This window comes from Streptomyces sp. NBC_01217 (assembly GCF_035994185.1).
Taxonomy (GTDB): Bacteria; Actinomycetota; Actinomycetes; order Streptomycetales; family Streptomycetaceae; genus Streptomyces.
Genome location: NZ_CP108538.1, coordinates 7,981,835 through 8,002,615 on the forward strand (window position 1 = coordinate 7,981,835; position 20,781 = coordinate 8,002,615).

Sequence of the window (20,781 nt, forward strand, 5' to 3'; positions counted from 1 at the left end):
TGCTGTGCGCGCTCTTGCCCCGGCCGCTCCGGAACGATAGTCCGTACCTGAGCAACCTGCCTCAGGACGAACGGACTCGGGAGTGCGTATGGACGTGTCGCCGCGTTACCGCGAGGCGTGGGAGGGGTTCTGGTCCGCCACCTCGGACGCGCCCGGTGAGGCGATCTGGGACGCCGACCCCTCACTCAGCTCCGTACCCCACAGCGAACTGCTCCTGCCGTACGCCGACGCCTCGCTGCCCGTCGTGGACCTGGGCTGCGGGAACGGCACCCAGACCCGCTATCTCGCCACCCGCTTCGCCCGTGCGATCGGGGTGGATCTCTCGCACGCGGCGATCGCGCACGCCCGCCGCGCGGACCCCGAAGGCGTCGCCGAGTTCATCCAGCTCGACCTGGTCGACGAGGAGGGCGTGGCGGCCCTTCACGAGCGGATCGGTGACACCAATGTCTATATGCGGGCGGTGATCCACCAGAGCGAGGCCGAGGCCAGGCCCGCCGTCGCCGCGGCTGTCGCGACGCTGGTGGGGGAGCGGGGCCGGGCGTTCGTGGCCGAGCTGACCCCTGCCTCCAAGACGGTCCTCCAGCACGCGGCGCAGGGGCCGGAGGGACCGCCCGCGAAACTGCGCCGGGTCTTCGACCATGGACTGAAACCGGCGAGCGCCACGGAGGAGGAGGTGCCCGAGCTGCTGCGGGCGGCCGGTCTGACCACCTTGGCCGGCGGTGACACCGCCCTGGCCCAGACCGAGTACCTGCCCGACGGAACCCGTATCGACCTGCCCGCGCGCTGGTTCGTGCTGGGCGCGGCCCCCGCGGCCGGCTGACGGCCGCGAGCGCCTGTCCTCACACGGCGTCCTCACTCCGGAGCAGCGCCATCAGTTCCCGCGCGCCCGGGCTCATGGCCCGGGGCGCCGGGAGCACCACGACGCTCTCGTAGGACGGCTGCCGGGGCCCCGCGAGCTCGATCGCCACCAGCCCCCGGGCCTCGGGTTTACGGGAGAAGTGGTGCGGCACGAGCGCGATCCCCAGCCCCTCGTGCACCAGCTCCAGCAGGCTGTGCACATCATTCACCTCCAGGCCCACCGTGCGCCGCACCCGTGCCTCGGCGAACGCCCCGTCCGCCGCCCGCCGCGGCCCCCAGTCCGGATGGAAGTCGATGAAGGACTCACCGGGCAGCTCCTCCCACGCCACGCCGTCCGCCGACGCGAACCGGTGGTCCGGGGCACAGAGGACGACCATGGGCTCACGCGCCAGCGGGACCAGCTCGCCGCGCCACTCGACGGAGCTGACGGTCGCGGCGAAGGCGACGTCGAGCCGCCCGCCGGCCACCCCGTCCACCAGGCTCGTGGTGCCCTCCTGACGGAGCCGGATCTCCATGAGCGGATGCCTGCGGTGAAAGGCCGCCAGCAGACGCGGCAGGCGCACCCCGGGCACACACTGCTCCACCCCCACCGACAGGGTGCCGCGCAGCAGCCCCCGTACCGCGTCGACCGCGTCCCTCGCCGCCCGTGCCCCCGCCAGCGTGCGCTCGGCCTCGACCAGCAGAGCACGCCCCGCCTCGGTCAGCCGCACACTGCGTGTCGTGCGGCTGAAGAGCGGGGTCCTGAGTTCCTGCTCCAGGGCCCGTACGGAGGCGGAGAGACCCGACTGCGACACGGCGAGGCGCTCGGCGGCACGGGTGAAGTGCGCCTCCTCGGCGACGGCGACGAAATGTTCCAGCTGACGCAACTCCATGATTGAGAAATATAAGCGCTGAATCCCAGCAGAATCTTCTGTTGGACTGCTGGATCGTCATCGGCGAACCTGGACCCTGCGCACCGCACCTGCCCCTCTGCCTTCTTTTGTGGAGCCCGCATGTACCTCCCGTCCGCCGACCGCTACCAAGTCATGCCCTACCGGCGCACCGGACGCAGCGGACTGCTGCTTCCCGCGCTCTCCCTCGGCCTGTGGCACAACTTCGGCGGGGACAGGACGCCGGAGACCCAGGGGCAGATCCTGCGCCGGGCCTTCGACCTCGGCATCACCCACTTCGACCTCGCCAACAACTACGGACCGCCGCCCGGTGCCGCCGAGACCGCGATGGGACGCGCGCTGCGGACGGACTTCGCCCGGCTGAGGGACGAGCTGGTCATCTCCACCAAGGCGGGCTATCTGATGTGGGACGGCCCGTACGGCGAGTGGGGGTCCAGGAAGTACCTGCTCTCGTCGCTCGACCAGAGCCTCACCCGGCTCGGGCTCGACTACGTCGACATCTTCTACTCGCACCGCCCCGACCCCGACACCCCGCTCGAAGAGACGATGGGCGCGCTCGACTCGGCGGTGCGGCAGGGCAAGGCGCTCTACGCCGGCATCTCCAACTACTCCCCGGAGCAGACCCGGGAGGCCGCGCGGATCCTCAGGGAACTGGGCACCCCGCTCCTCATCCACCAGCCGCGCTACTCGATGCTGGACCGCTGGGTCGAGGACGGGCTGCTCACGGCGCTGGACGAGCTGGGCACCGGATCGATCGCCTACTCGCCGCTGGAGCAGGGCATCCTCTCCGACCGCTATCTGCGCGGCATCCCGGAGGGCTCGCGCGCGGCGGGCAACAGCCCCTTCCTGACGGCCGATTCGGTCACCCCGGAGCTGGTGGAGCGGCTGCGGGCACTGGACGAGGTGGCTTCCGCACGCGGGCAGTCCCTCGCGCAGCTGGCGCTCGCATGGGTGCTGCGGGGCGGCCGGATCACCTCCGCCGTGGTCGGCGCGAGCAGCGTTGCCCAGCTGGAGAACAGCGTCGAGGCGGTCCGGAACCTGGAGTTCGCCGACGAGGAACTGGCCCGGATCGAGGAGATCCTCAAGGGCACGAACCCCCGCTGAGCTGTTCGGCGCGGAGTTGAGGCAGGTTTCCCGCTCCCCGGGAAAGCGCGTGTCAGACGTCCGTCCCGGACGGATACACGGCCGCGTAGGCCGACCGGAAGAGGGCGGTGACCTCCTGTCCGCTGAGCCCCTGGGACCGGGCCTCGTCCAGCCACTGGGCCAGCGAGGCGCGCAGTGGGGAGTCGGGGCCCTCTTGTGCCGGGGCGAGGGAGCGGGTGATGAAGGTGCCCGCTCCCTGCCGGACCTCGGCCAGGCCCGCGCGCTCCAGCTCGCGGTACGCCTTGAGGGTCGTGTTCGGGTTGACCTTGGTCTCCGCCGCGACCTGCGCGGCCGTGGGCAGCCGGTCGCCCTTCTCCAGGGCTCCCATCCGCAGCGCCTGTTCGACCTGCCGCACGATCTGGAGATACGTTGCCACTCCGCTGCGTCTGTCGATGCGGAATACGACCACCGCCTGTCACCTCCTGTTGGACTGCCGAAACGATACGTAACCGCGTGGGCGTGTCCTAAAGGGGGCGCCGGGAGACCCGCCACAGGGTGAACGCGGTGAGCACGGCGGTGGCCGCGAGCAGGACGCCCGCCCCCGTCCACTGCATGGCCGGCATCTGGTCGAAACCGAGGTATTCGACGACATTGTTGACGATGCCGTGCTCCTTGATGCAGGCGTCGGATGCCGCCTCGGTGGGCTCGGTGCAGAACCCCCAGCCGTAGAGCCGGCCGTCGGCGGAGCCGATCCAGCTGTCCAGTTCGTACGAGCCGTTCAGCCGGGCGGGCATGTCGCCGTCGAGCGGGTAGGCGAACATGCGTGACGGCGCGAGATGTACGCGCAGCTGGCCCCAGAGGACCTCGACGATCACGGCGAAGACGAACGTGACCAGCATGGACGCGAGGACCCGGCGCAGCAGCATGCCGATGGTGATGCCCGCGGCGGTCAGGAAGAGGCACAGCGCGGGCAGTACCGGACCGGTGTTGTCGAAGACCGGCCCCTCCGGCCACAGGTCGGGGAACACCGAACGGTAGGGCTTCCACCACCAGGTGAGGAACGCCGAGAGCACCACGCCGGCCACGACCGCGGCCGCGTAGCACCAGGCGAGCTTCGCCGCCAGCCAGCGGCGGCGGGACACGGACTGGGTGGTGACCAGCTGCGCGGTGCCGTGCTCCTGATCGCCCGCGATCAGCGGGGCGCCGAGGAAGACGGCGAGGATCACGGGCAGAGCGCTCAGGGCGGTGAGGGTGAGAGTGAGCGTCGTCGAGCCGATCGTCGGCTGTGTCAGCTCCTTGTCCGGCCAGCCCGCGGCTTCGAGCGTTTGGCCCATCCGGCCGCGCTGGTACGCGATCCAGGCCGCGCCGAGGACCGTCGCGGAGAGCAGGGTGAGCAGTGCGGCCCGGTGCTGACGCACGACGAGCCAGGACAGCCCGCGCAGCCGACGCGGTCCCGGCGTCCGTGCGGTCCGGGGCGGCTGGGTCAGGGTGGTGCTCATGAGGTGTGGATCCCTTCGGCCTCGATACGGGCACCGGGTGTGAACAACGGGGGTGCGTCCGGCGAGCGGAGGTGCGCCAGCAGCACTTCCTCCAGGCTTGGTTCGGCGACCACCCAGTCCTGCGGCAGCGGGCCGTTCGGCCGCACCAGCGCGTTGAACTGCCTGCCATGGACGCGGACTTCGATCACCGTGTGGGGGGCCAGAGCGTCGGCCGGGTTCCCGTCGGAGGCGAGTCCGGTCACCAGCGCGTGGGCCGGGACGAGCGCGTCCGCGTCACCCGCCATCCGGATCCTGCCGTCGGCGAGCACCAGCAGGTAGTCGCACATGTCCTCCAGCTCGGACAGCAGATGCGAGGACATCAGCACTGTGGTGCCGCGCTCCACCGCCTCCGACATCAGCAGGGCGCCCATGTCGTGGCGGGCCAGCGGGTCGAGGTCGGCCATCGGCTCGTCGAGCAGCAGCAGGTCCGGCCGCTTGCCGAAGGCGAGCGCGAACGCGACGCGGGTGCGCTGACCGCCGGAGAGCGTGCCGACGCGGGCATGCATCGGCACCTGGCCCGACCGTACGATCCGCTCCGCCGAGGCCATGTCCCAGCCGGGATTCAGCTCGCTGCCCATCCGCAGCGTCTCCGCCACGGTGAAGTGTTTGAACAGCGGTTTGTCCTGTCCGAGGAACGCGAATCTCGGCATCACCGCGGGATCGTCCACCGGCACGCCGAAGACGCGGAGTTCACCCTCCGTCGGCTGCACCTGACGGGTCGCGAGCCCCAACAGGGTGCTCTTCCCCGCCCCGTTGGGGCCGACGAGACCGCAGATCCGCCCGGCCGGCAGCCGGAACGAGCAGTCGCGCAGCGCCCAGCCGCGACGGTAGCGCCTACCGAGGCCCCGGGCCTCCAGCGCCCATGCGCCGGATGCGCCCTCCGGAGTGAATGCATCTGCCATGCACTTCGCCTCAATTCCATTAGTCAATTAATGGAATCATGGTCCGGGCGGAGAAGGGCTGTCAAGGCGAGGTGGAACGGACCGCGCGCCGACCGGCCGAGAGGTGCCCGGAATGCGGCTGTTCGGGGTGCAGGGCGCACTACCTTCGGAGGACTGGACCATTGAACGTTCAGATGGCTCTGGCCTGGCGGTTCTTCGGCGCGTAGCGTGAGCCCGCATGAAGATCCTGATCAGCGCGGACATGGAAGGCGCCACCGGCGTGACCTGGCCGGCCGATGTGCTGCCCGGCACCCCCCAGTGGGAGCGGTGCCGTTCCATGTTCACCTCCGACGTGAACGCGGCGGCGCTCGGCTTCTACGACGGCGGCGCCGACGAGGTGCTCATCAACGAGGCCCACTGGTCCATGCGCAACCTCCTGCTGGAACAGCTGGACGACCGCGTCCAGATGCTCACCGGCAGGCACAAGTCCCTCTCCATGGTGGAAGGCGTCCAGCACGGCGACGTCGATGCCATCGCCTTCGTCGGCTACCACACGGGAGCCGGTACGGAGGGGGTGCTCGCGCACACCTACCTCGCCAACTCCATCACCGGCGTCTGGCTGAACGGCGCCCGGGCCAGTGAGGGCCTCCTCAACGCCCATGTCGTGGCCGAGTACGGCATTCCCGTCGTCCTCGTCACCGGCGACGACCTGACCTGCGTGGACGCGGACGGGTACGCCCCCGGGGCCCGCAAGGTCGCCGTGAAGGACCATGTGTCCCGGTACGCGGCGGTGTGTCGCACCCCGGCCCGTACCGCCGCCGACATCCGCGCGGCCGCCAAGGAAGCGACCGCGCTCGCCGTGCGGCACACACCGGTGGAGGGCGGCCCCTTCACCATCGAGCTGGAGTTCGACGCCGAGCATCTGGCCGCGGCGGCCACCGTCGTCCCCGGCGTGGTGCCCAGCGGCGAGCGACGCGTCGCCTACACCAGCGCGACGATGTACGAAGGTATCCGCACGTTCAAGGCAGTGACGACGATCGTGTCGTCCGCCGTGGAGGAACAGTATGGCTGAGGCGACCGAAACCCGGGAGAGCGTCGATGTGCGGGCGCTCGACGAATCGGTGACGTTCACCTCCGAACTGATCCGGATCGACACCACCAACCGCGGCGGCGGCGACTGCCGGGAACGCCCGGCCGCCGAGTACGTCGCCGAGCGGCTCGCCGACGCCGGACTGGAACCCGTCCTGCTGGAGCGCACCCCGGGGCGCACCAATGTGGTGGCCCGGATCGAGGGCACCGACCCGTCCGCCGACGCCCTGCTCGTACACGGCCACCTCGACGTCGTCCCGGCCGAGGCCGGCGACTGGACCGTGCACCCCTTCTCCGGGGAGGTCCGCGACGGTGTCGTCTGGGGGCGCGGCGCCGTCGACATGAAGAACATGGACGCGATGGTCCTGTCCGTCGTCCGGGCCTGGGCGCGGACGGGCGTCCGGCCCCGCCGCGACATCGTGATCGCGTACACCGCCGACGAGGAGGCCAGCGCCGAGGACGGCTCCGGCTTCCTCGCCGACCGGCACGCCGAACTCTTCGAAGGGTGTACGGAAGGCATCAGCGAATCCGGCGCCTTCACCTTCCACGCCGGACCGGACATGCAGCTCTACCCGATCGCCGCCGGTGAACGCGGCACCGCCTGGCTGAAACTCACCGCGCACGGCAAGGCGGGACACGGCTCCAAGGTCAACAGGGCCAACGCGGTCAGCGCACTCGCCGCGGCCGTCGCCCGGATCGGCGGGCACGAATGGCCGGTCCGGCTCACCCCGACCGTGCGCGCCGCGCTCACCGAGATCGCCGCACTGCACGGCATCCGCCCCGACCTCGACGCCCCCGGCTTCGACGTGGACGGACTTCTCAGCAAGCTCGGACCGGCCGCCGCTCTGGTCGAGCCGACGGTCCGCAACAGCTCCAACCCGACCATGCTGGAGGCCGGGTACAAGGTCAATGTGATCCCGGGCCACGCCACCGCCTATATCGACGGCCGGATGGTCCCCGGCGGCGAGGACGAGTTCACCGCCACCCTGGACCGGCTGACCGGACCCGATGTCGACTGGGAGTTCCACCACCGCGAGGTCCCGCTGCAGGCCCCGGTCGACTCGCCGACCTTCGCGAAACTGCGCGCCGCCGTCGAACGCTTCGACCCGGACGGCCATGTCGTGCCTTACTGCATGTCGGGCGGCACGGACGCCAAGCAGTTCTCCCGGCTCGGCATCACCGGCTACGGCTTCTCACCACTGAAGCTGCCCGTCGGCTTCGACTACCAGGCGCTGTTCCACGGCGTCGACGAACGCGTCCCCGTCGAGTCACTGCACTTCGGCGTCCGCGTCCTCGATCACTATCTGCGCACGGCCTGACCCGGAACGGGGGGAAATCGATCATGGTGTCCACAGGGGCCCACGGAACATGGCCGTCGCCGATCGACGCGCGGCTGGCCGCCTCGCACGACGGCCGTCCCGAGTACGTCGGCGTGGTCGGCGACGAGGTGTGGTGGACGGAGCCGCGCCCCGCCGAGGCGGGCCGCCGCGCCCTGATCCGCCGTCGGGCGGACGGGACGAGCAGCAGTGTGCTGCCCGCTCCCTGGAACGTACGGAGCCGGGTCATCGAGTACGGCGGACAGCCCTGGGCCGGGGCCGCACGGGCCGAGGGCGGCCCGCTGATCGTCTTCGTCGACTTCGCCGACCAGCGGCTGTATGCCTACGCCCCCGACGGGCCCGGCGAACCCCGGCCGCTCACCCCGGTCTCGGCCGTCGGCGGCGGACTGCGCTGGGTCGACCCGCAGCTCCACCTCGGCCGGGGCGAGCACGGCGAAGTGTGGTGCGTCCTGGAGGAGTTCACCGGCGAGTCGCCCACCGAACTGCGCCGGGTGATCGCCGCAGTGCCCCTGGACGGCTCGGCCGCCGACGACCGGTCGGCGGTACGCGAACTCACCGACGACAGTCACCGCTTCGTCACCGGACCGAAGCTCTCGCCCGACGGGCGGCGGGTGGCCTGGATCGCCTGGGACCATCCGCGGATGCCGTGGGACGGTACCGAGGTGATGCTCGCGGACGTCGCCGAGGACGGCACGTTCCACCACACCTGGAGCTTCGGCGGCGGCCCCGAGGAATCGGTGCCGCAGATCGAATGGGGCGCCGACGGACAGCTCATTTTCGCCAGTGACCGCAGTGGTTGGTGGAATCTGTACCGCGCCGACCCGCACCGGGGCAGGGTCGCACTCTGCCCCCGGGAGCAGGAGTTCGCCGGACCGCTGTGGAAGTTCGGCCTCAGCTGGTTCCGGCCGCTGGAGAACGGCCTGATCGCCACCGTCCACGGCCGGGGCACCACCACGCTCGGCATCCTCGACCCGCAGACCGGCGAACTCGTCGACATCGCCGGGCCCTGGACCGAATGGGCCGGGTCGCTCGCCGTGGACGGCAGCCGGGTCATCGGCATCGCCGCGAGCCCGTACACCTCCTACGAGGTCGTCGAGCTGGACACCGCGACCGGCCGCACCCGGATCATCGGCACACCGCACGAGGACGCCGTTGACCCCGCCTATTACCCGCAGCCCGAGGACCGCACCTTCACCGGGCCCGACGGCCGGGAGATCCACGCCCACATCTACCCGCCGCGCAGCCCCGACCGGACCGGCCCCGACGGCGAACTGCCGCCCTATGTGGTCTGGGCACACGGTGGCCCCACCGGCCATGCCGCACTCGTGCTCGACCTGGAGATCGCCTACTTCACCTCGCGCGGCATCGGCGTCGCCGAGGTCAACTACGGCGGCTCCACCGGCTACGGCAGGGCCTACCGCAACCGGCTGCGTGAACAGTGGGGCGTCGTCGACGTCGAGGACTGCGCGGCCGTCGCCGAGGCGCTGGCCGCCGAGGGAACGGCCGACGCCCGGCGGCTCGCCATCCGGGGCGGCAGCGCCGGCGGCTGGACCACCGCGGCCTCACTGACCGGCACGGATGTCTACGCCTGCGGCACGATCATCTACCCCATCCTCGATCTGACCGGCTGGGGCACGGACGAGACCCATGACTTCGAGTCGCAGTACCTGGAGTCCCTGGTGGGCCCGCTCGCCGAGGTCCCGGCCCGCTACGAGGAGCGCTCGCCGGTCACCCGCACCGACCGGCTGACCACCCCCTTCCTCCTGCTCCAGGGGCTCGACGACCCGATCTGCCCGCCCGTGCAGTGCGAGCGGTTCCTGGCCGAGGTCGAAGGGCGCGGCATCCCGCACGCGTATATCGCCTTCGAGGGGGAGGGGCACGGGTTCCGGCGCGCCGACACCATGATCCGCGCACTGGAGGCCGAACTCTCCCTGTACGGCCAGACGTTCGGCATCGACCGCCCCGACGTACCGCTGCTGGAGCTGAAGAAGTGACCCTCGCCCCCCTGACCCGCCCCGCCCGGCTGCGCCCCGGTGCCAGGATCGCCGTCGTGTCACCGAGCGGGCCGGTGCCCGCCGACCGCCTGGACGCGGGCCTGGACGTACTGCGCGGCTGGGGTCTCGACCCCGTCGAAATGCCCCATGTGCGGGACGTGCACCCGGAGTTGGACTATCTCGCCGGTACGGACGAGGCGCGGGCCCGGGACCTCCAGGAGGCCTGGTGCGATCCGTCCGTCGACGCCGTGATCTGCGCGCGCGGCGGCTACGGCGTGCACCGCATGGTCGACCTGGTCGACTGGGCGGCGATGCGCGCGGCCGGGCCCAAGGTGTTCATCGGCTACAGCGACATCACCGTGCTCCACGAGGCGTTCGCCCAGCGCATGGGGCTCGCCACCCTGCACGGACCCATGGCCGGCACCGAGACCTTCCTCAAGGACCCGGACACCCAGGAGTCCCTGCGGGCCACCCTGTTCGAGCCCGAGTCGGTACGCACCCTGGGTCTTCCCACAGCGCGGGTGCTGGTTCCCGGCCGTGCGCGCGGTATCACCTACGGCGGCTGTGTGAGCCTGCTCGCCGCCGACATCGGCACCCCGCACGCCCGGGCGTCCGCCCGGGGCGGGCTGCTGGTGATCGAGGACACCACCGAGGATCCGTACAGCATCGACCGCATCCTCACCCAGTTGCTGAGGGCCGGGGCGCTCGACGGGGTGGCGGGGGTGGCCTGCGGCTCCTGGGCGGGCTGCGGTCCGTACGAGAAGGTGCGGGCGGTCCTCGCCGACCGGCTCGGCCCGCTCGGCGTACCCGTCGTCGAGGAGCTGGGCTTCGGGCACGGGCCGACGGCGCTCACGATTCCGCTCGGGGTGCCCGCCGCGCTGGACGCACCGGCCGACGGCGGCCCCGCCACGCTCACCGTCGAGGTGCCCGCACTGGTCTGAACGGCCCTGGATCACGGAGAAGTTGAGCAACCCTCAGGAAACGCGGCCCCGAGCGTTGACATCGCCATGACGCGTGTCACAGCATGAGCGCGGTCCAGTACTTACTGGTCGGTAAGACGCCCTCGGTGTGGAGGTCTTCGTGTCGCGTGCCGTTTCCCGCTCCCGCTGCCGCCCTCGGTCCGCGTACCGGACACTCTCCCGGAAGCCGCTCGTGTACATGGCCGGAGCCGCGCTCGCCGCACCGCTGGTCCTCACCGGTGCGGCGAGCGCGACCGCCGCCGGGACCGCCCCGTACACCGTCACCCCACTGGAGTTCACCGTTCAGGCGGGCGGCCGGTCCTGCACCGTCGACGCCGACCTGTACCGTCCCGCCGGGGCCGACGCGCAGCACCCCGTCCCCGCCGTCCTCGCCACCAACGGCTTCGGCGGCAGCAAATCGGACGGCTCGACCGATGCCATCGGCAAGGCCTTCGCCTCCCTCGGCTATGTCGGCCTCGTCTACTCCGGCCTCGGCTTCGGCAAGTCCGGCTGTCTCATCACACTCGACGACCCGGCCATCGACGGCAGGGCGGCCGCCGGACTCGTCGACTTCCTCGCCGGGACGCGCGCCGCCGATGACGGCACGAAGGCCGACTTCGTCACCAAGGACGGCAAGGGCGACCCCAGGGTCGGCATGATCGGCGGCTCGTACGGCGGTGCCATCCAGATGGCCACCGCGGCCGTCGACCACCGCGTCGACGCCCTCGTACCGCTGATCACCTGGAACGACCTGGCCTACGCGCTCGCCCCCAACAACACCGGTACGCGAAAAAGTGTTTCGTCCGACACCGCCGGTGTCTTCAAGTGGCAGTGGACCAACGGCTTCTACCTGCTGGGGGAGGGGCAGACGCTCCTCGGCGCGAGCCTCGACCCGTCCCGGTTCGGCAGCCTCACCTGTCTGCACTTCGCACCGCGGGCCTGCGACACCATCCGGCTGCTCAACTCCGGCCGCTATCCCGCGGACAGGACCGCCGCGATGCTCGACTACGCACGCGGCGTATCACCCGTCGATTACCTCGGCGGGGTCAAGGCACCCACCCTGCTCGTACAGGGCCAGGCCGACACCCTGTTCAACCTGAACGAGGCCACCGCCACGTACAGGACCCTCAAGGCGCAGGGCACCACGGCCAAGATGATCTGGCAGGCCTGGGGGCACAGCGGCGGACAGGCGCCCGGTGAACTCGACCTGAGCCAGGGCGATCTGGAGACGAGCTACGTCGGACAGCGCGTCCTCGCCTGGTTCGACCGCTACCTCCAGCACAGGCAGAACACCGACACCGGGCCCGAGTTCGCCTACTACCGCGACTGGAAGAGCGGCTACGGCACCGCGGCCGCCGTGCCCGCCCTCAGTCAGAAGATGTACCTCTCCGGCGACGGCAAGCTCGTCGACAACCGTTCCGAGGTCACCCGGGGCAGCCGTCAGTACGCCAACTGGCTCGTACCGACGAGCCATTCGGAGAGCTCGCTCGCCGGACTCATCGGACTGCCCGACCCCGCGCCGTACGACACCAAGGGCACCTATCTCGGCTGGACGAGCGCCCCGCTGACCGCCGCCGTCGATGTCGTCGGCGCGCCGAAGGCCACGCTGAAGGTCGTCTCGCCGAAGACGGAGCGCGTACAGAACAGCGGGGACGCCGCAGACAAGCTCGTCCTGTTCGCCAAGGTGTACGACGTGGCGCCGGACGGCACCCGGACCCTGGTGAACCGGCTCGTCTCCCCGGTGCGCGTGCCCGACGTCACCCGTTCGTTCACCGTGCAGCTGCCGGGCATCGTGCACCGGTACGAGGCGGGGCACCGGCTCGAATTCGCGATCGCGGCGAGCGACAGCGCCTACCTCGGCAATCGCGGCATCAAGCCGGTCACAGTGGTCAGCGCCCCCGGGGACACCGGTGTGCTGGAGCTGCCGGTGGTCGGCGGCCGGGTGGAGTGAGGCGCCGAGGACACCGCCTAGGCTGGCCGGATGTCTGAAACCGACTGTCTGGCCGAGGGACGGCGCACGGCGATCCGCCCCTACGCCCAGACGGATGCCGAAGAGTTCACCACCCGGGCGAGGGAGAGCAGGGGCATCCACCGCCCCTGGCTCTTCCCGCCCGAGGACGCCCCCGCGTACGCCGCCTACGCGGGCCGGCTGATCGAGGACCCCACGAAGACGGGCTTCCTGGTCTGCGAACGCGGGAGCGGCAGCGGTGAGGGCGCGGCCGGTGACCGGATCGCGGGGTTCATCAACATCAACAACATCGTCCGCGGCGGGTTCCGGTGCGGGGCGCTCGGATACGGGGCCTTCGCCCATGCGACGGGGCGCGGCCTGATGAGCGAGGGGCTGGGCCTGGTCCTGCGGTACGCGTTCGGGCCGCTCGGCCTGCACCGCCTGGAAGCCAACATCCAGCCCGCCAACGAGGGTTCGCTCGCCCTCGTCAAACGGGCCGGATTCCGCCTCGAAGGGCTCTCGCCGGACTTCCTCTTCATCGACGGAGCCTGGCGCGACCACGAGCGGTGGGCGATCACGGCCGAGATGCTCCGCTAGGACCTGTCCGCGCCCAGGGCCGTGGACACCACGGCGCCGGGCTCCTGTCCGGCCTGCAGGGCCGGGGTTCCGTCCGGCGCCCAGAAGCCGGATCCGCCCGACGTGAGGGCGTACACCCCGCTCGGACCCGCCGAGGTGGCCAGCACCGCCCACACGCCGTGGTCGCGCGCCACCCTGCCCATGTGCCCGTCGCGCCGGGCGGCCTGCCCGGGCCCCGGGCCGTACAGCGTGCTCGCCGCATACACGTCGATGCCCAGCGCGGCGGTGGCGGCGGCATGCTCGGGAACGGCGGCGTCGTAACAGACCGCGAGCCCGAGCCGCAGGCCGTCGACCACCAGGACCTCGGGCTTCTCTCCCGGGGTGAAGCGGTTCACCTCCTCGCCGTGCAGCCACATCTTGCGGTAGACGACGCTCGCGCCCTCGCCCGTGACGGCCAGGGTGGCGATGTACTCACGCCCGTCCGCATCACCCACCGGCGCCCCGACCAGCGCCGTCGCCCTCGCCTCGCGGCACGCAGTGACGACGGGACCGAGGCGGGGGTCGCCGGGGGACACGGCCGGGGCGGCCAGGTCGTATCCCGTGAGCGACAGTTCCGGAAAGACGACCAGCCGCGCCCCGGACCGGCCGATCGCCTCCGCGTGGATGACGGCGTTGGCGGCGACATCGAGATGTACACAGTCGGGCTGGGCGACAGCGACGGCGACGGTGAGCGGTGCGGTCACGGGCTACTCCGGATCAACCGGTCGGCCGGGTGTTCCGGGGGCAGCCCGGGAGACACCGCAGGTCACCGACGCGAACAAGGCGACGACCAGCTTATCGACCGCATGCTCACAGCAGCCCGTGTGGGCGGCCTCTCGCAGGGGGAGCGGCGGGCGCAGCTGCCCGATGTGGGGTATCGGGGTGTCCGCTGAAGCGTCGAGTGCACCCCAGTGGCCCACCCAGGGTTGGGCAAGTCTTTGCCGGTGGCTGATTCGGCCCGTCTTCCCGGCCCGCGGGCCGCTCCCGTACGGGTTGCGGGGCGCTGCAGTGCGTATAGGAAAGGGAAAGCGGCGGCTGAAATCACGAGGGGCGACCTGCGTCTATGTAACGCCCGTGTTGACCGTACGCAATCGCAGGCACAGGCTCGTTATATAGCTGCAAAATACAACTGGTTCTGCCGGGCCCTCGACCTCGGCGCCCCGCCCACAGGACGGCACCGTGCGTACGACCACTTCTCCGGCCGGGACCCGATCTGGAGGACGCGTATGTGTGGCATCGTCGGCTGGGTCTCCTTCGACAGTGATCTGTGGGCAACCGAGGCGGTCACGACGCTGGACGCGATGACGGAGACCATGGCCTGCCGGGGGCCCGACGACCGGGGGACCTGGATCGCCCCGCACGCGGGGCTCGGACACCGCCGGCTCGCGGTCATCGACCTGCCCGGCGGGCGCCAGCCCATGAGCGTCAAGACGCCCGAGGGGGACGTCGCCCTCGTCTACTCCGGTGAGGCGTACAACTTCACCGAACTCCGTACCGAGCTGACCGCCCGCGGGCACCGCTTCGTCACCGACTCGGACACCGAGGTCGTGCTGCACGGCTATCTGGAGTGGGGCGAGTCGGTCGCCGAACGGCTCAACGGCATGTACGCCTTCGCTCTCTGGGACAGCCGCCACGACAAGCTCGTCATGATCCGCGACCGGATGGGGGTCAAGCCCCTCTACTACTGGCCGACGCCCGACGGAGTGCTCTTCGGCTCGGAGCCCAAGGCGATCTTCGCCAATCCGGTGGCCCGGCCCCGGGTCGCCCTCGACGGGCTCCGGGAACTGTTCGCCCTGGTCAAGAGCCCCGGCCACGCCGTGTGGGACGGCATGTACGAGGTGGAGCCCGGCACGGTCGTCACCGTGGACCGCGGGGGTCTGCGCCGGCACGTCTACTGGCGGCTGGAGACCCGCCCGCACACCGACGACCGGGACGCCTCGATCGCCCGCGTACGGTCACTGCTCGACGACATCGTGTCCCGTCAACTGGTCTCCGACGTACCCCGCTGCGTCCTGCTCTCCGGCGGTCTCGACTCGTCCGCGGTCACCCTGCTCGCCGCCCGGCAGCTCGCCCGGAGCGGCGAGAAGGTCCGCACCTTCGCCGTCGACTTCGTCGGACGTACCGAGCACTTCGTCGCCGACGCACTGCGCACCACCCCCGACACGCCGTTCGTGCACGACGTGGCCGACCGCGCGGGCACCCTCCACCGCGACATCGTGCTCGACCCGGACGCCCTCGCCGACCCCGAGGTGCGCGCCCGGATGATCCGGGCCCGGGACATCCCCATGGGCCTCGGCGACATGGACGCCTCGCTCTATCTGCTCTTCCGGGCCATCCGCGAACACTCGACCGTCGCGCTGTCCGGCGAGTCGGCCGACGAGGTCTTCGGCGGCTACCTCCAGTTCTTCGACGAGGAGGCCCGCAGCGCCGACACCTTCCCCTGGCTGGTGCGGTTCGCCGAGCGCTTCGGCGAGGACGCGGGCATGCTCCGCGACGACGTGAACCAGGCCCTCGGCCTGGAGGGATACATCCGCGACAGCTACGAATCCGCCGTCGCCGGCATCGAACGGCTCACCGGCGAGAGCGATTTCGAGTACCGCATGCGCAGGATCTGCCACCTCCACCTGACCCGGTTCGTGCGCATCCTGCTCGACCGAAAGGACCGCGCGAGCATGGCCGTCGGCCTGGAGGTCCGGGTGCCGTTCTGCGACCACCGGCTCGTCGAGTACGTCTACAACGCCCCCTGGGCCCTGAAGTCCTTCGACGGCAGGGAGAAGAGCCTGCTGCGCGAGGCCACCGCGGACCTGCTTCCCCGGTCCGTGTACGAGCGGACCAAGACCCCCTATCCGTCGACCCAGGACCCGAAGTACGCCGTCGCCCTCCAGGGGTACGCCCACGACCTGCTCGCGCGCCCGGACCACCGGGTCTTCGACCTCATCGACCGTGCCCGGCTGCAACGGGTGGCCGACCACGACGTCCCCCGGATCACCTCGGCCTCCCGCCGCGGTCTGGAACGCACCCTGGACCTCGCGATGTGGCTCGACATGTACGAACCGGAGGTGGACCTCGGCTGAGCGGGCTCCCACCGAACAAGCCCTGCTCGGCTCCTTTGCCGAGTCCGTGCCTCGTCCGGCTCAGCCGACGTGGACACGCGGCCGGCGGGTTCGATTCGGTTCGGCCTCGCGCAGGACTTCGCGGGTGACGGGGGCGACCTCGCCCTGGCCGAAGAGGAAGAAGCGGAGGAAGTTGGTGAAGGGGTTGCCCTCGGTCCACTCGAAGTAGATGTGCGGGGTGCAGCCGGTGGTGTCGCGGACGTGAAGGAGCAGGGCGGCGAGGGCGTTGGGGACGGAGGAGCTCTCCAGGGTCAGGACGCGGTAGCGGCCGTGCAGGACTTCGCCGCGTACGTTCAGGCCCGCTTCGAACTCCGAGGGGTCGAGGACGGTGACCTCGACGAAGACGAAGTCCTCCGGGGTCGGGACGTCGTTGTCCTGACGGATCTGCTCGATCTTGTGGCGGTACTCGGCGATGTCGCGGTTGTCGGGCTCATTGGCGATGAACCGGATCCTGCGGCTGGCGACATCCCGCACGAAGCGCTCTGCCATGCCGTCCATGGTCACGCTGGTGACCCGGAGTTCGAAGGCGCGGGCGAGTCGTGAAAGCAGTGAGACGAGGATGATCCCGGCGATGAAGCAGGCACCGATCTTCACGCCGTCGGGGCGCTCGATGACGTTCACGACGGTGGTGTAGAGGAAGATCGCCGAGATGACGGCGAAGGCGATGGTCCAGTTGCGCTGGCCCGCCTTGCGCGCGGCGATGGTGACGGCGATGGCGGCGGAGCTGATCAGCACGAGGACGCCGGTGGCGTAGGCGCCACCCTGGGCGTCGACGTCGGCGTCGAAGATCCATGTGACCAGGAATGCCACCAGGGTGAACACGATCACCATCGGGCGCACGGCGCGCGCCCAGTGCGGGGCCATGCCGTACCGGGGCAGGTAGCGCGGCATCAGGTTGAGCAGACCGGCCATGGCGGAGGCGCCGGCGAACCACAGGATGGCGATGGTGGAGACGTCGTAGACCGTGCCGAAGATGTTTCCGAGGTACTCGTGTGCCAGATATGCCAGTGCGCGGCCGTTGGCCTGGCCGCCCGACTCGAACTCCTTCTCCGGGATGAGCACGGTGGTGATGAAGCTCGTGGCGATAAGGAACACGCTCATGATCACCGCAGCGGTGGTCAGCAGCTTCTTCGTGCCCCGGATACGGCCGGTGGGCTTCTCCTCGGTGTCCTCGGGGTCGCCTTCGACGTGCGGCATGACCGCCACGCCGGTCTCGAAGCCGGACAGGCCGAGCGCGAGCTTCGGGAAGACCAGCAGAGACACTCCGATCATGGCGAAAACGTTTCCGTGCTCGGCGGTCAGGGCCGTCGACCAGTCGGTGATCACGTGCCCTTCCGTGATCACGTGCCAGAGCCCCGCCACCGTGACCACGACGTTGAGCGCCAGGTAGATCCCCACCAGCACGACCGCGACGCCGATCGCCTCCAGGAAGCCCTTGAGGAACACCGCGCCCAGCAGCGCCACGAGAATGAGTGTGATCAGCATCTGCTTGTCGTACAGCGCATCGGTCAGGTGCGGGTTCTCCACCAGGTGGGTGGAGGCGTCCGCCGCCGACAGCGTGATGGTGATCAGGAAGTCGGTGGCAGCGAAGCCGAGCAGCGTCAGGACGAACAGCTTGCCCTTCCAGAACGACAGCAGCCGCTCCAGCATCGCGATCGAGCCCTCGCCGCGCGGGCTCTCCTCGGCCACCCGCCGGTAGACCGGCAGCGCGCCCGCCAAAGTGACGATCACGAGCACGACAGTGGCGACAGGCGACAGCAGCCCGGCGGCCAGGGCGGCGATACCGGGCTGGTAGCCCAGGGTGGAGAAGTAGTCGACACCGGTCAGGCACATCACCCGCCACCATCGCTGCCCCTTGTGCACAGGCTGCGACGGCGGGGCATGTGGCTTCTGCCGGCTGCCCTTGCCCATGTCGGACAGCCCTTCCAGCATCCATGCCTGCAATCGGCTGGTACGGGCGTGTTCGGTGGTGGCCATCTGCGGGCTCCCCTGACGTGCTGCGCGGCGTGCGGATCCGGCCATCTCGCGGACGGCGGGGCCAGCGTATGCAAACAGTGATCCACAGGCCCAGAGTGGCGCGCACGCTGAGAGGAACGTCTCCGTTCGTCCTTGCCGCTCCCAGCCGTGACCGGAGGCGGCGAGGCCCCGGCCGTCGCTCCAACTGGTCCGGATCCGGGCCGCGTCAGCGCCGATGCGCGACTGGTCGATGAGGAGCCGCTCGCTGACGAGTACGTGCCTCAGCCCAGCCCCGGCACGCCTGAGATGAGCAGATCGATCAGTTTGATGCCGGCGAAGGGGAGGACGAGCCCGCCGAGTCCGTACAGCATGAGGTTGCGGCGCAGCAGGTCGTGTGCGGACGACGGCGTGTAGCGAACGCCCCGCAGTGCGAGGGGGATCAGGGCGACGATGATGAGCGCGTTGAAGATGATCGCCGAGGCGATCGCGGACTTCGGGCTGTGCAGACCCATGACGTTGAGCGACTCCAGGCCGGGATAGACCGCCGCGAACATCGCCGGGATGATCGCGAAGTACTTCGCGACGTCATTCGTGATGGAGAACGTCGTCAGCGCGCCCCGGGTGATGAGGAGTTGCTTGCCGACCTCCACGATCTCGATGAGCTTGGTCGGGTCGGAGTCGAGGTCGACCATGTTGCCGGCCTCCTTGGCGGCCGACGTCCCCGTGTTCATCGCGACACCCACGTCCGCCTGCGCCAAGGCCGGTGCGTCGTTCGTGCCGTCACCGGTCATCGCGACGAGCTTGCCGGCCTCCTGCTCCCGCTTGATCAGTGCGAGCTTGTCCTCGGGGGTCGCCTCGGCCAGGTAATCGTCCACGCCCGCCTCTTCGGCGATGGCGCGGGCGGTGAGCGGGTTGTCGCCCGTGATCATCACTGTGCGGATGCCCATGCGGCGCAGTTCGGCGAAGCGTTCGCGGATGCCGTCCTTGACGACGTCCTTGAGGTGGATCAGGCCCAGCACGCGCGGGCCGTCCCAGTCGTGCACGGCCACCAGCAGGGGAGTGCCGCCGGAGGTCGCCACAGAGTCGGCGAACCGACGAGCCTCGGGCGGGACTTGGCCGCCGTACATCTCCACCCATTCGACGACCTGTTGGGCGGCGCCCTTGCGGATGGCGCACACCGCGCCGTTGTCCCAGCACAGGTCGACGCCGCTCATTCGGGTCTGGGCGGTGAACTTCACCCATCGCGCGTGGCTCAGCTCGCCTTCGGCGGGGGCGCGCAGCCCGTACCGGGTCTTCGCCAGTACGACGACGGAGCGGCCCTCGGGTGTCTCGTCGGCCAGGGACGACAGCTGTGCGGCGTCGGCGAGTTGGGCCTCGGCGATGCCGGGCAGCGGGACGAAGGCGGCCGCCTCGCGGTTGCCGAGGGTGATGGTGCCGGTCTTGTCCAGGAGCAGGGTGTTGATGTCGCCGGCGGCCTCGACCGCGCGGCCCGACATGGCGAGGACGTTGCGCTGAACGAGACGGTCCATGCCCGCGATACCGATCGCGGACAGCAGCGCGCCGATCGTCGTGGGGATGAGGGTGACCAGGAGGGCGACCAGCACGGTGGTGGACTGGGCGGCGCCGGCGTGGTCGGCCATCGGCTGGAGTGTGACGACGACCAGGATGAAGACGATGGTCAGCGCGGCCAGCAGGATGTTCAGCGCTATCTCGTTCGGGGTCTTCTGGCGGGAGGCGCCTTCGACGAGCGCGATCATGCGATCCAGGAAGGAGTGACCGGGGCGGGCGCTGACGCGGACCACGATCCGGTCCGACAGCACCGTCGTGCCGCCGGTGACGCCGCTGCGGTCGCCGCCGGACTCCCTTATGACGGGCGCCGACTCGCCGGTGACGGCGGATTCGTCGACCGCCGCGACGCCTTCGATGACGTCGCCGTCGGCGGGGATCAGCTCGCCCGCCTCGACCAGGACTACGTCGAGCGGCCTGAGGTCGGTGGCGGCCACCGCCTCCGTCTCGGCGTGCCGCACATCGGTGCTGTAGCTCCAGTGGCGCAGGCGCAGCGCGACGGTGTCGGTGCGGGCCTTGCGCAGCGACTCGGCCTGCGCCTTGCCGCGGCCCTCGGCGACGGCCTCCGCGAGGTTCGCGAAGACCACCGTCAGCCAGAGCCAGGCGCTGATCACCCAGGTGAAGACGGCTGGGTGGAGGGCCGCGGAGAGCGTGGTCAGGACGGCTCCGACGGAGACGACGAACAGCACCGGGTTCTTGACGAGGACCCGCGGGTGCAGTTTGCGCAGCGCCTCGGGAAAGGACCGCGCGAGCTGGGCGGGCTCGAACAGCCCGCTCGGTGCGCGGCGTCCAAGACCCCCCTGCGACCCGGGCTGGGGAGTGCGCTGAGAACGGGACGGCGGGGCCTGCTGGGGAGCGGCGGGAAACATGGGGACCTTCGTGCCTCGGTGGGGAACCGCGCCCACGCGCAGGGCGGCGCGTCGGCGACCGGTTGGGCTGACAGAGCGAGTGGTG

General features: G+C 70.5%; 16 protein-coding genes. 9 read left to right on the plus strand and 7 right to left on the minus strand.

Features of this window, described 5'->3' with window-relative positions:
• Positions 1–88: 88 nt before the first annotated feature.
• Positions 89–820 carry a class I SAM-dependent methyltransferase gene (locus OG507_RS35660; RefSeq protein WP_327371224.1) on the plus strand — a complete coding sequence of 244 codons (732 nt, stop codon included), beginning with the start codon at positions 89–91 and terminating at the stop codon, positions 818–820.
• A gap of 19 nt (positions 821–839) precedes the next feature.
• Here OG507_RS35660 and OG507_RS35665 read toward each other — a convergent pair whose 3' ends face one another.
• The gene (locus OG507_RS35665) at positions 840–1,730 is read right to left on the minus strand and encodes a LysR family transcriptional regulator (protein WP_327371225.1); all 891 of its coding nucleotides are present in this window, start codon (positions 1,728–1,730) and stop codon (positions 840–842) included.
• Positions 1,731–1,850: 120 nt separating this feature from the next.
• Between OG507_RS35665 and OG507_RS35670 the strand changes: the two genes are divergently transcribed.
• Positions 1,851–2,852, plus strand: coding sequence for an aldo/keto reductase (locus OG507_RS35670; RefSeq protein WP_327371226.1), 1,002 nt, complete (start codon positions 1,851–1,853; stop codon positions 2,850–2,852).
• 52 nt (positions 2,853–2,904) lie between these two features.
• Here OG507_RS35670 and OG507_RS35675 read toward each other — a convergent pair whose 3' ends face one another.
• From OG507_RS35675 to OG507_RS35685, 3 genes are read right to left on the minus strand one after another with little or no spacing between them, the layout of a single operon-like run.
• Entirely contained in the window at positions 2,905–3,300 is a 396-nt protein-coding gene (locus OG507_RS35675; RefSeq protein ID WP_327371227.1) for a GntR family transcriptional regulator, read from the minus strand.
• A gap of 55 nt (positions 3,301–3,355) precedes the next feature.
• Positions 3,356–4,330: an ABC transporter permease subunit gene (locus tag OG507_RS35680; protein ID WP_327371228.1), complete on the minus strand. Its 975-nt coding sequence runs from the start codon at positions 4,328–4,330 to the stop codon at positions 3,356–3,358.
• Positions 4,327–5,271: an ABC transporter ATP-binding protein gene (locus OG507_RS35685; RefSeq protein WP_327371229.1), complete on the minus strand. Its 945-nt coding sequence runs from the start codon at positions 5,269–5,271 to the stop codon at positions 4,327–4,329. The genes OG507_RS35680 and OG507_RS35685 overlap by 4 nt, the downstream gene beginning before the upstream one ends.
• A gap of 217 nt (positions 5,272–5,488) precedes the next feature.
• Here OG507_RS35685 and OG507_RS35690 point away from each other — a divergent pair, with 217 nt between their 5' ends.
• The 6 genes from OG507_RS35690 (at position 5,489) to OG507_RS35715 (ending at position 13,174) form a co-directional block, all read left to right on the plus strand.
• The gene (locus OG507_RS35690) at positions 5,489–6,322 is read left to right on the plus strand and encodes a M55 family metallopeptidase (RefSeq protein WP_327371230.1); all 834 of its coding nucleotides are present in this window, start codon (positions 5,489–5,491) and stop codon (positions 6,320–6,322) included.
• On the plus strand, positions 6,315–7,658 hold the full coding sequence (locus tag OG507_RS35695) for a M20/M25/M40 family metallo-hydrolase (protein WP_327371231.1): 1,344 nt from the start codon (positions 6,315–6,317) through the stop codon (positions 7,656–7,658). The genes OG507_RS35690 and OG507_RS35695 overlap by 8 nt, the downstream gene beginning before the upstream one ends.
• 23 nt (positions 7,659–7,681) lie before the next feature.
• Positions 7,682–9,670, plus strand: a complete 1,989-nt coding sequence (locus tag OG507_RS35700) for a prolyl oligopeptidase family serine peptidase (protein WP_327371232.1) — start codon at positions 7,682–7,684, stop codon at positions 9,668–9,670.
• Entirely contained in the window at positions 9,667–10,611 is a 945-nt protein-coding gene (locus OG507_RS35705) for a S66 peptidase family protein (RefSeq protein ID WP_327371233.1), read from the plus strand. Before OG507_RS35700 ends, OG507_RS35705 begins: the two co-directional genes overlap by 4 nt.
• A gap of 217 nt (positions 10,612–10,828) precedes the next feature.
• Positions 10,829–12,580 (plus strand): CocE/NonD family hydrolase, encoded by a 1,752-nt coding sequence (locus OG507_RS35710; RefSeq protein WP_327372213.1) that lies wholly within the window; start codon positions 10,829–10,831, stop codon positions 12,578–12,580.
• A gap of 30 nt (positions 12,581–12,610) precedes the next feature.
• Entirely contained in the window at positions 12,611–13,174 is a 564-nt protein-coding gene (locus OG507_RS35715) for a GNAT family N-acetyltransferase (protein ID WP_327371234.1), read from the plus strand.
• Here the strand turns inward: OG507_RS35715 and OG507_RS35720 are convergent.
• Positions 13,171–13,896: a carbon-nitrogen hydrolase family protein gene (locus tag OG507_RS35720; protein ID WP_327371235.1), complete on the minus strand. Its 726-nt coding sequence runs from the start codon at positions 13,894–13,896 to the stop codon at positions 13,171–13,173. The genes OG507_RS35715 and OG507_RS35720 overlap by 4 nt on opposite strands.
• Before the next feature lie 522 nt (positions 13,897–14,418).
• Here OG507_RS35720 and asnB point away from each other — a divergent pair.
• Complete coding sequence (gene asnB, locus OG507_RS35725; protein ID WP_327371236.1) at positions 14,419–16,266, plus strand: asparagine synthase (glutamine-hydrolyzing); 1,848 nt, start codon at positions 14,419–14,421, stop codon at positions 16,264–16,266.
• Between the two features lie 60 nt (positions 16,267–16,326).
• On the opposite strand, the gene OG507_RS35730 is transcribed toward asnB, so the two are convergent.
• Complete coding sequence (locus OG507_RS35730) at positions 16,327–18,282, minus strand: amino acid transporter (RefSeq protein ID WP_327371237.1); 1,956 nt, start codon at positions 18,280–18,282, stop codon at positions 16,327–16,329.
• Between the two features lie 260 nt (positions 18,283–18,542).
• Positions 18,543–20,696, minus strand: coding sequence for a potassium-transporting ATPase subunit KdpB (gene kdpB, locus OG507_RS35735; RefSeq protein ID WP_327371238.1), 2,154 nt, complete (start codon positions 20,694–20,696; stop codon positions 18,543–18,545).
• Positions 20,697–20,781 lie beyond the last annotated feature (85 nt).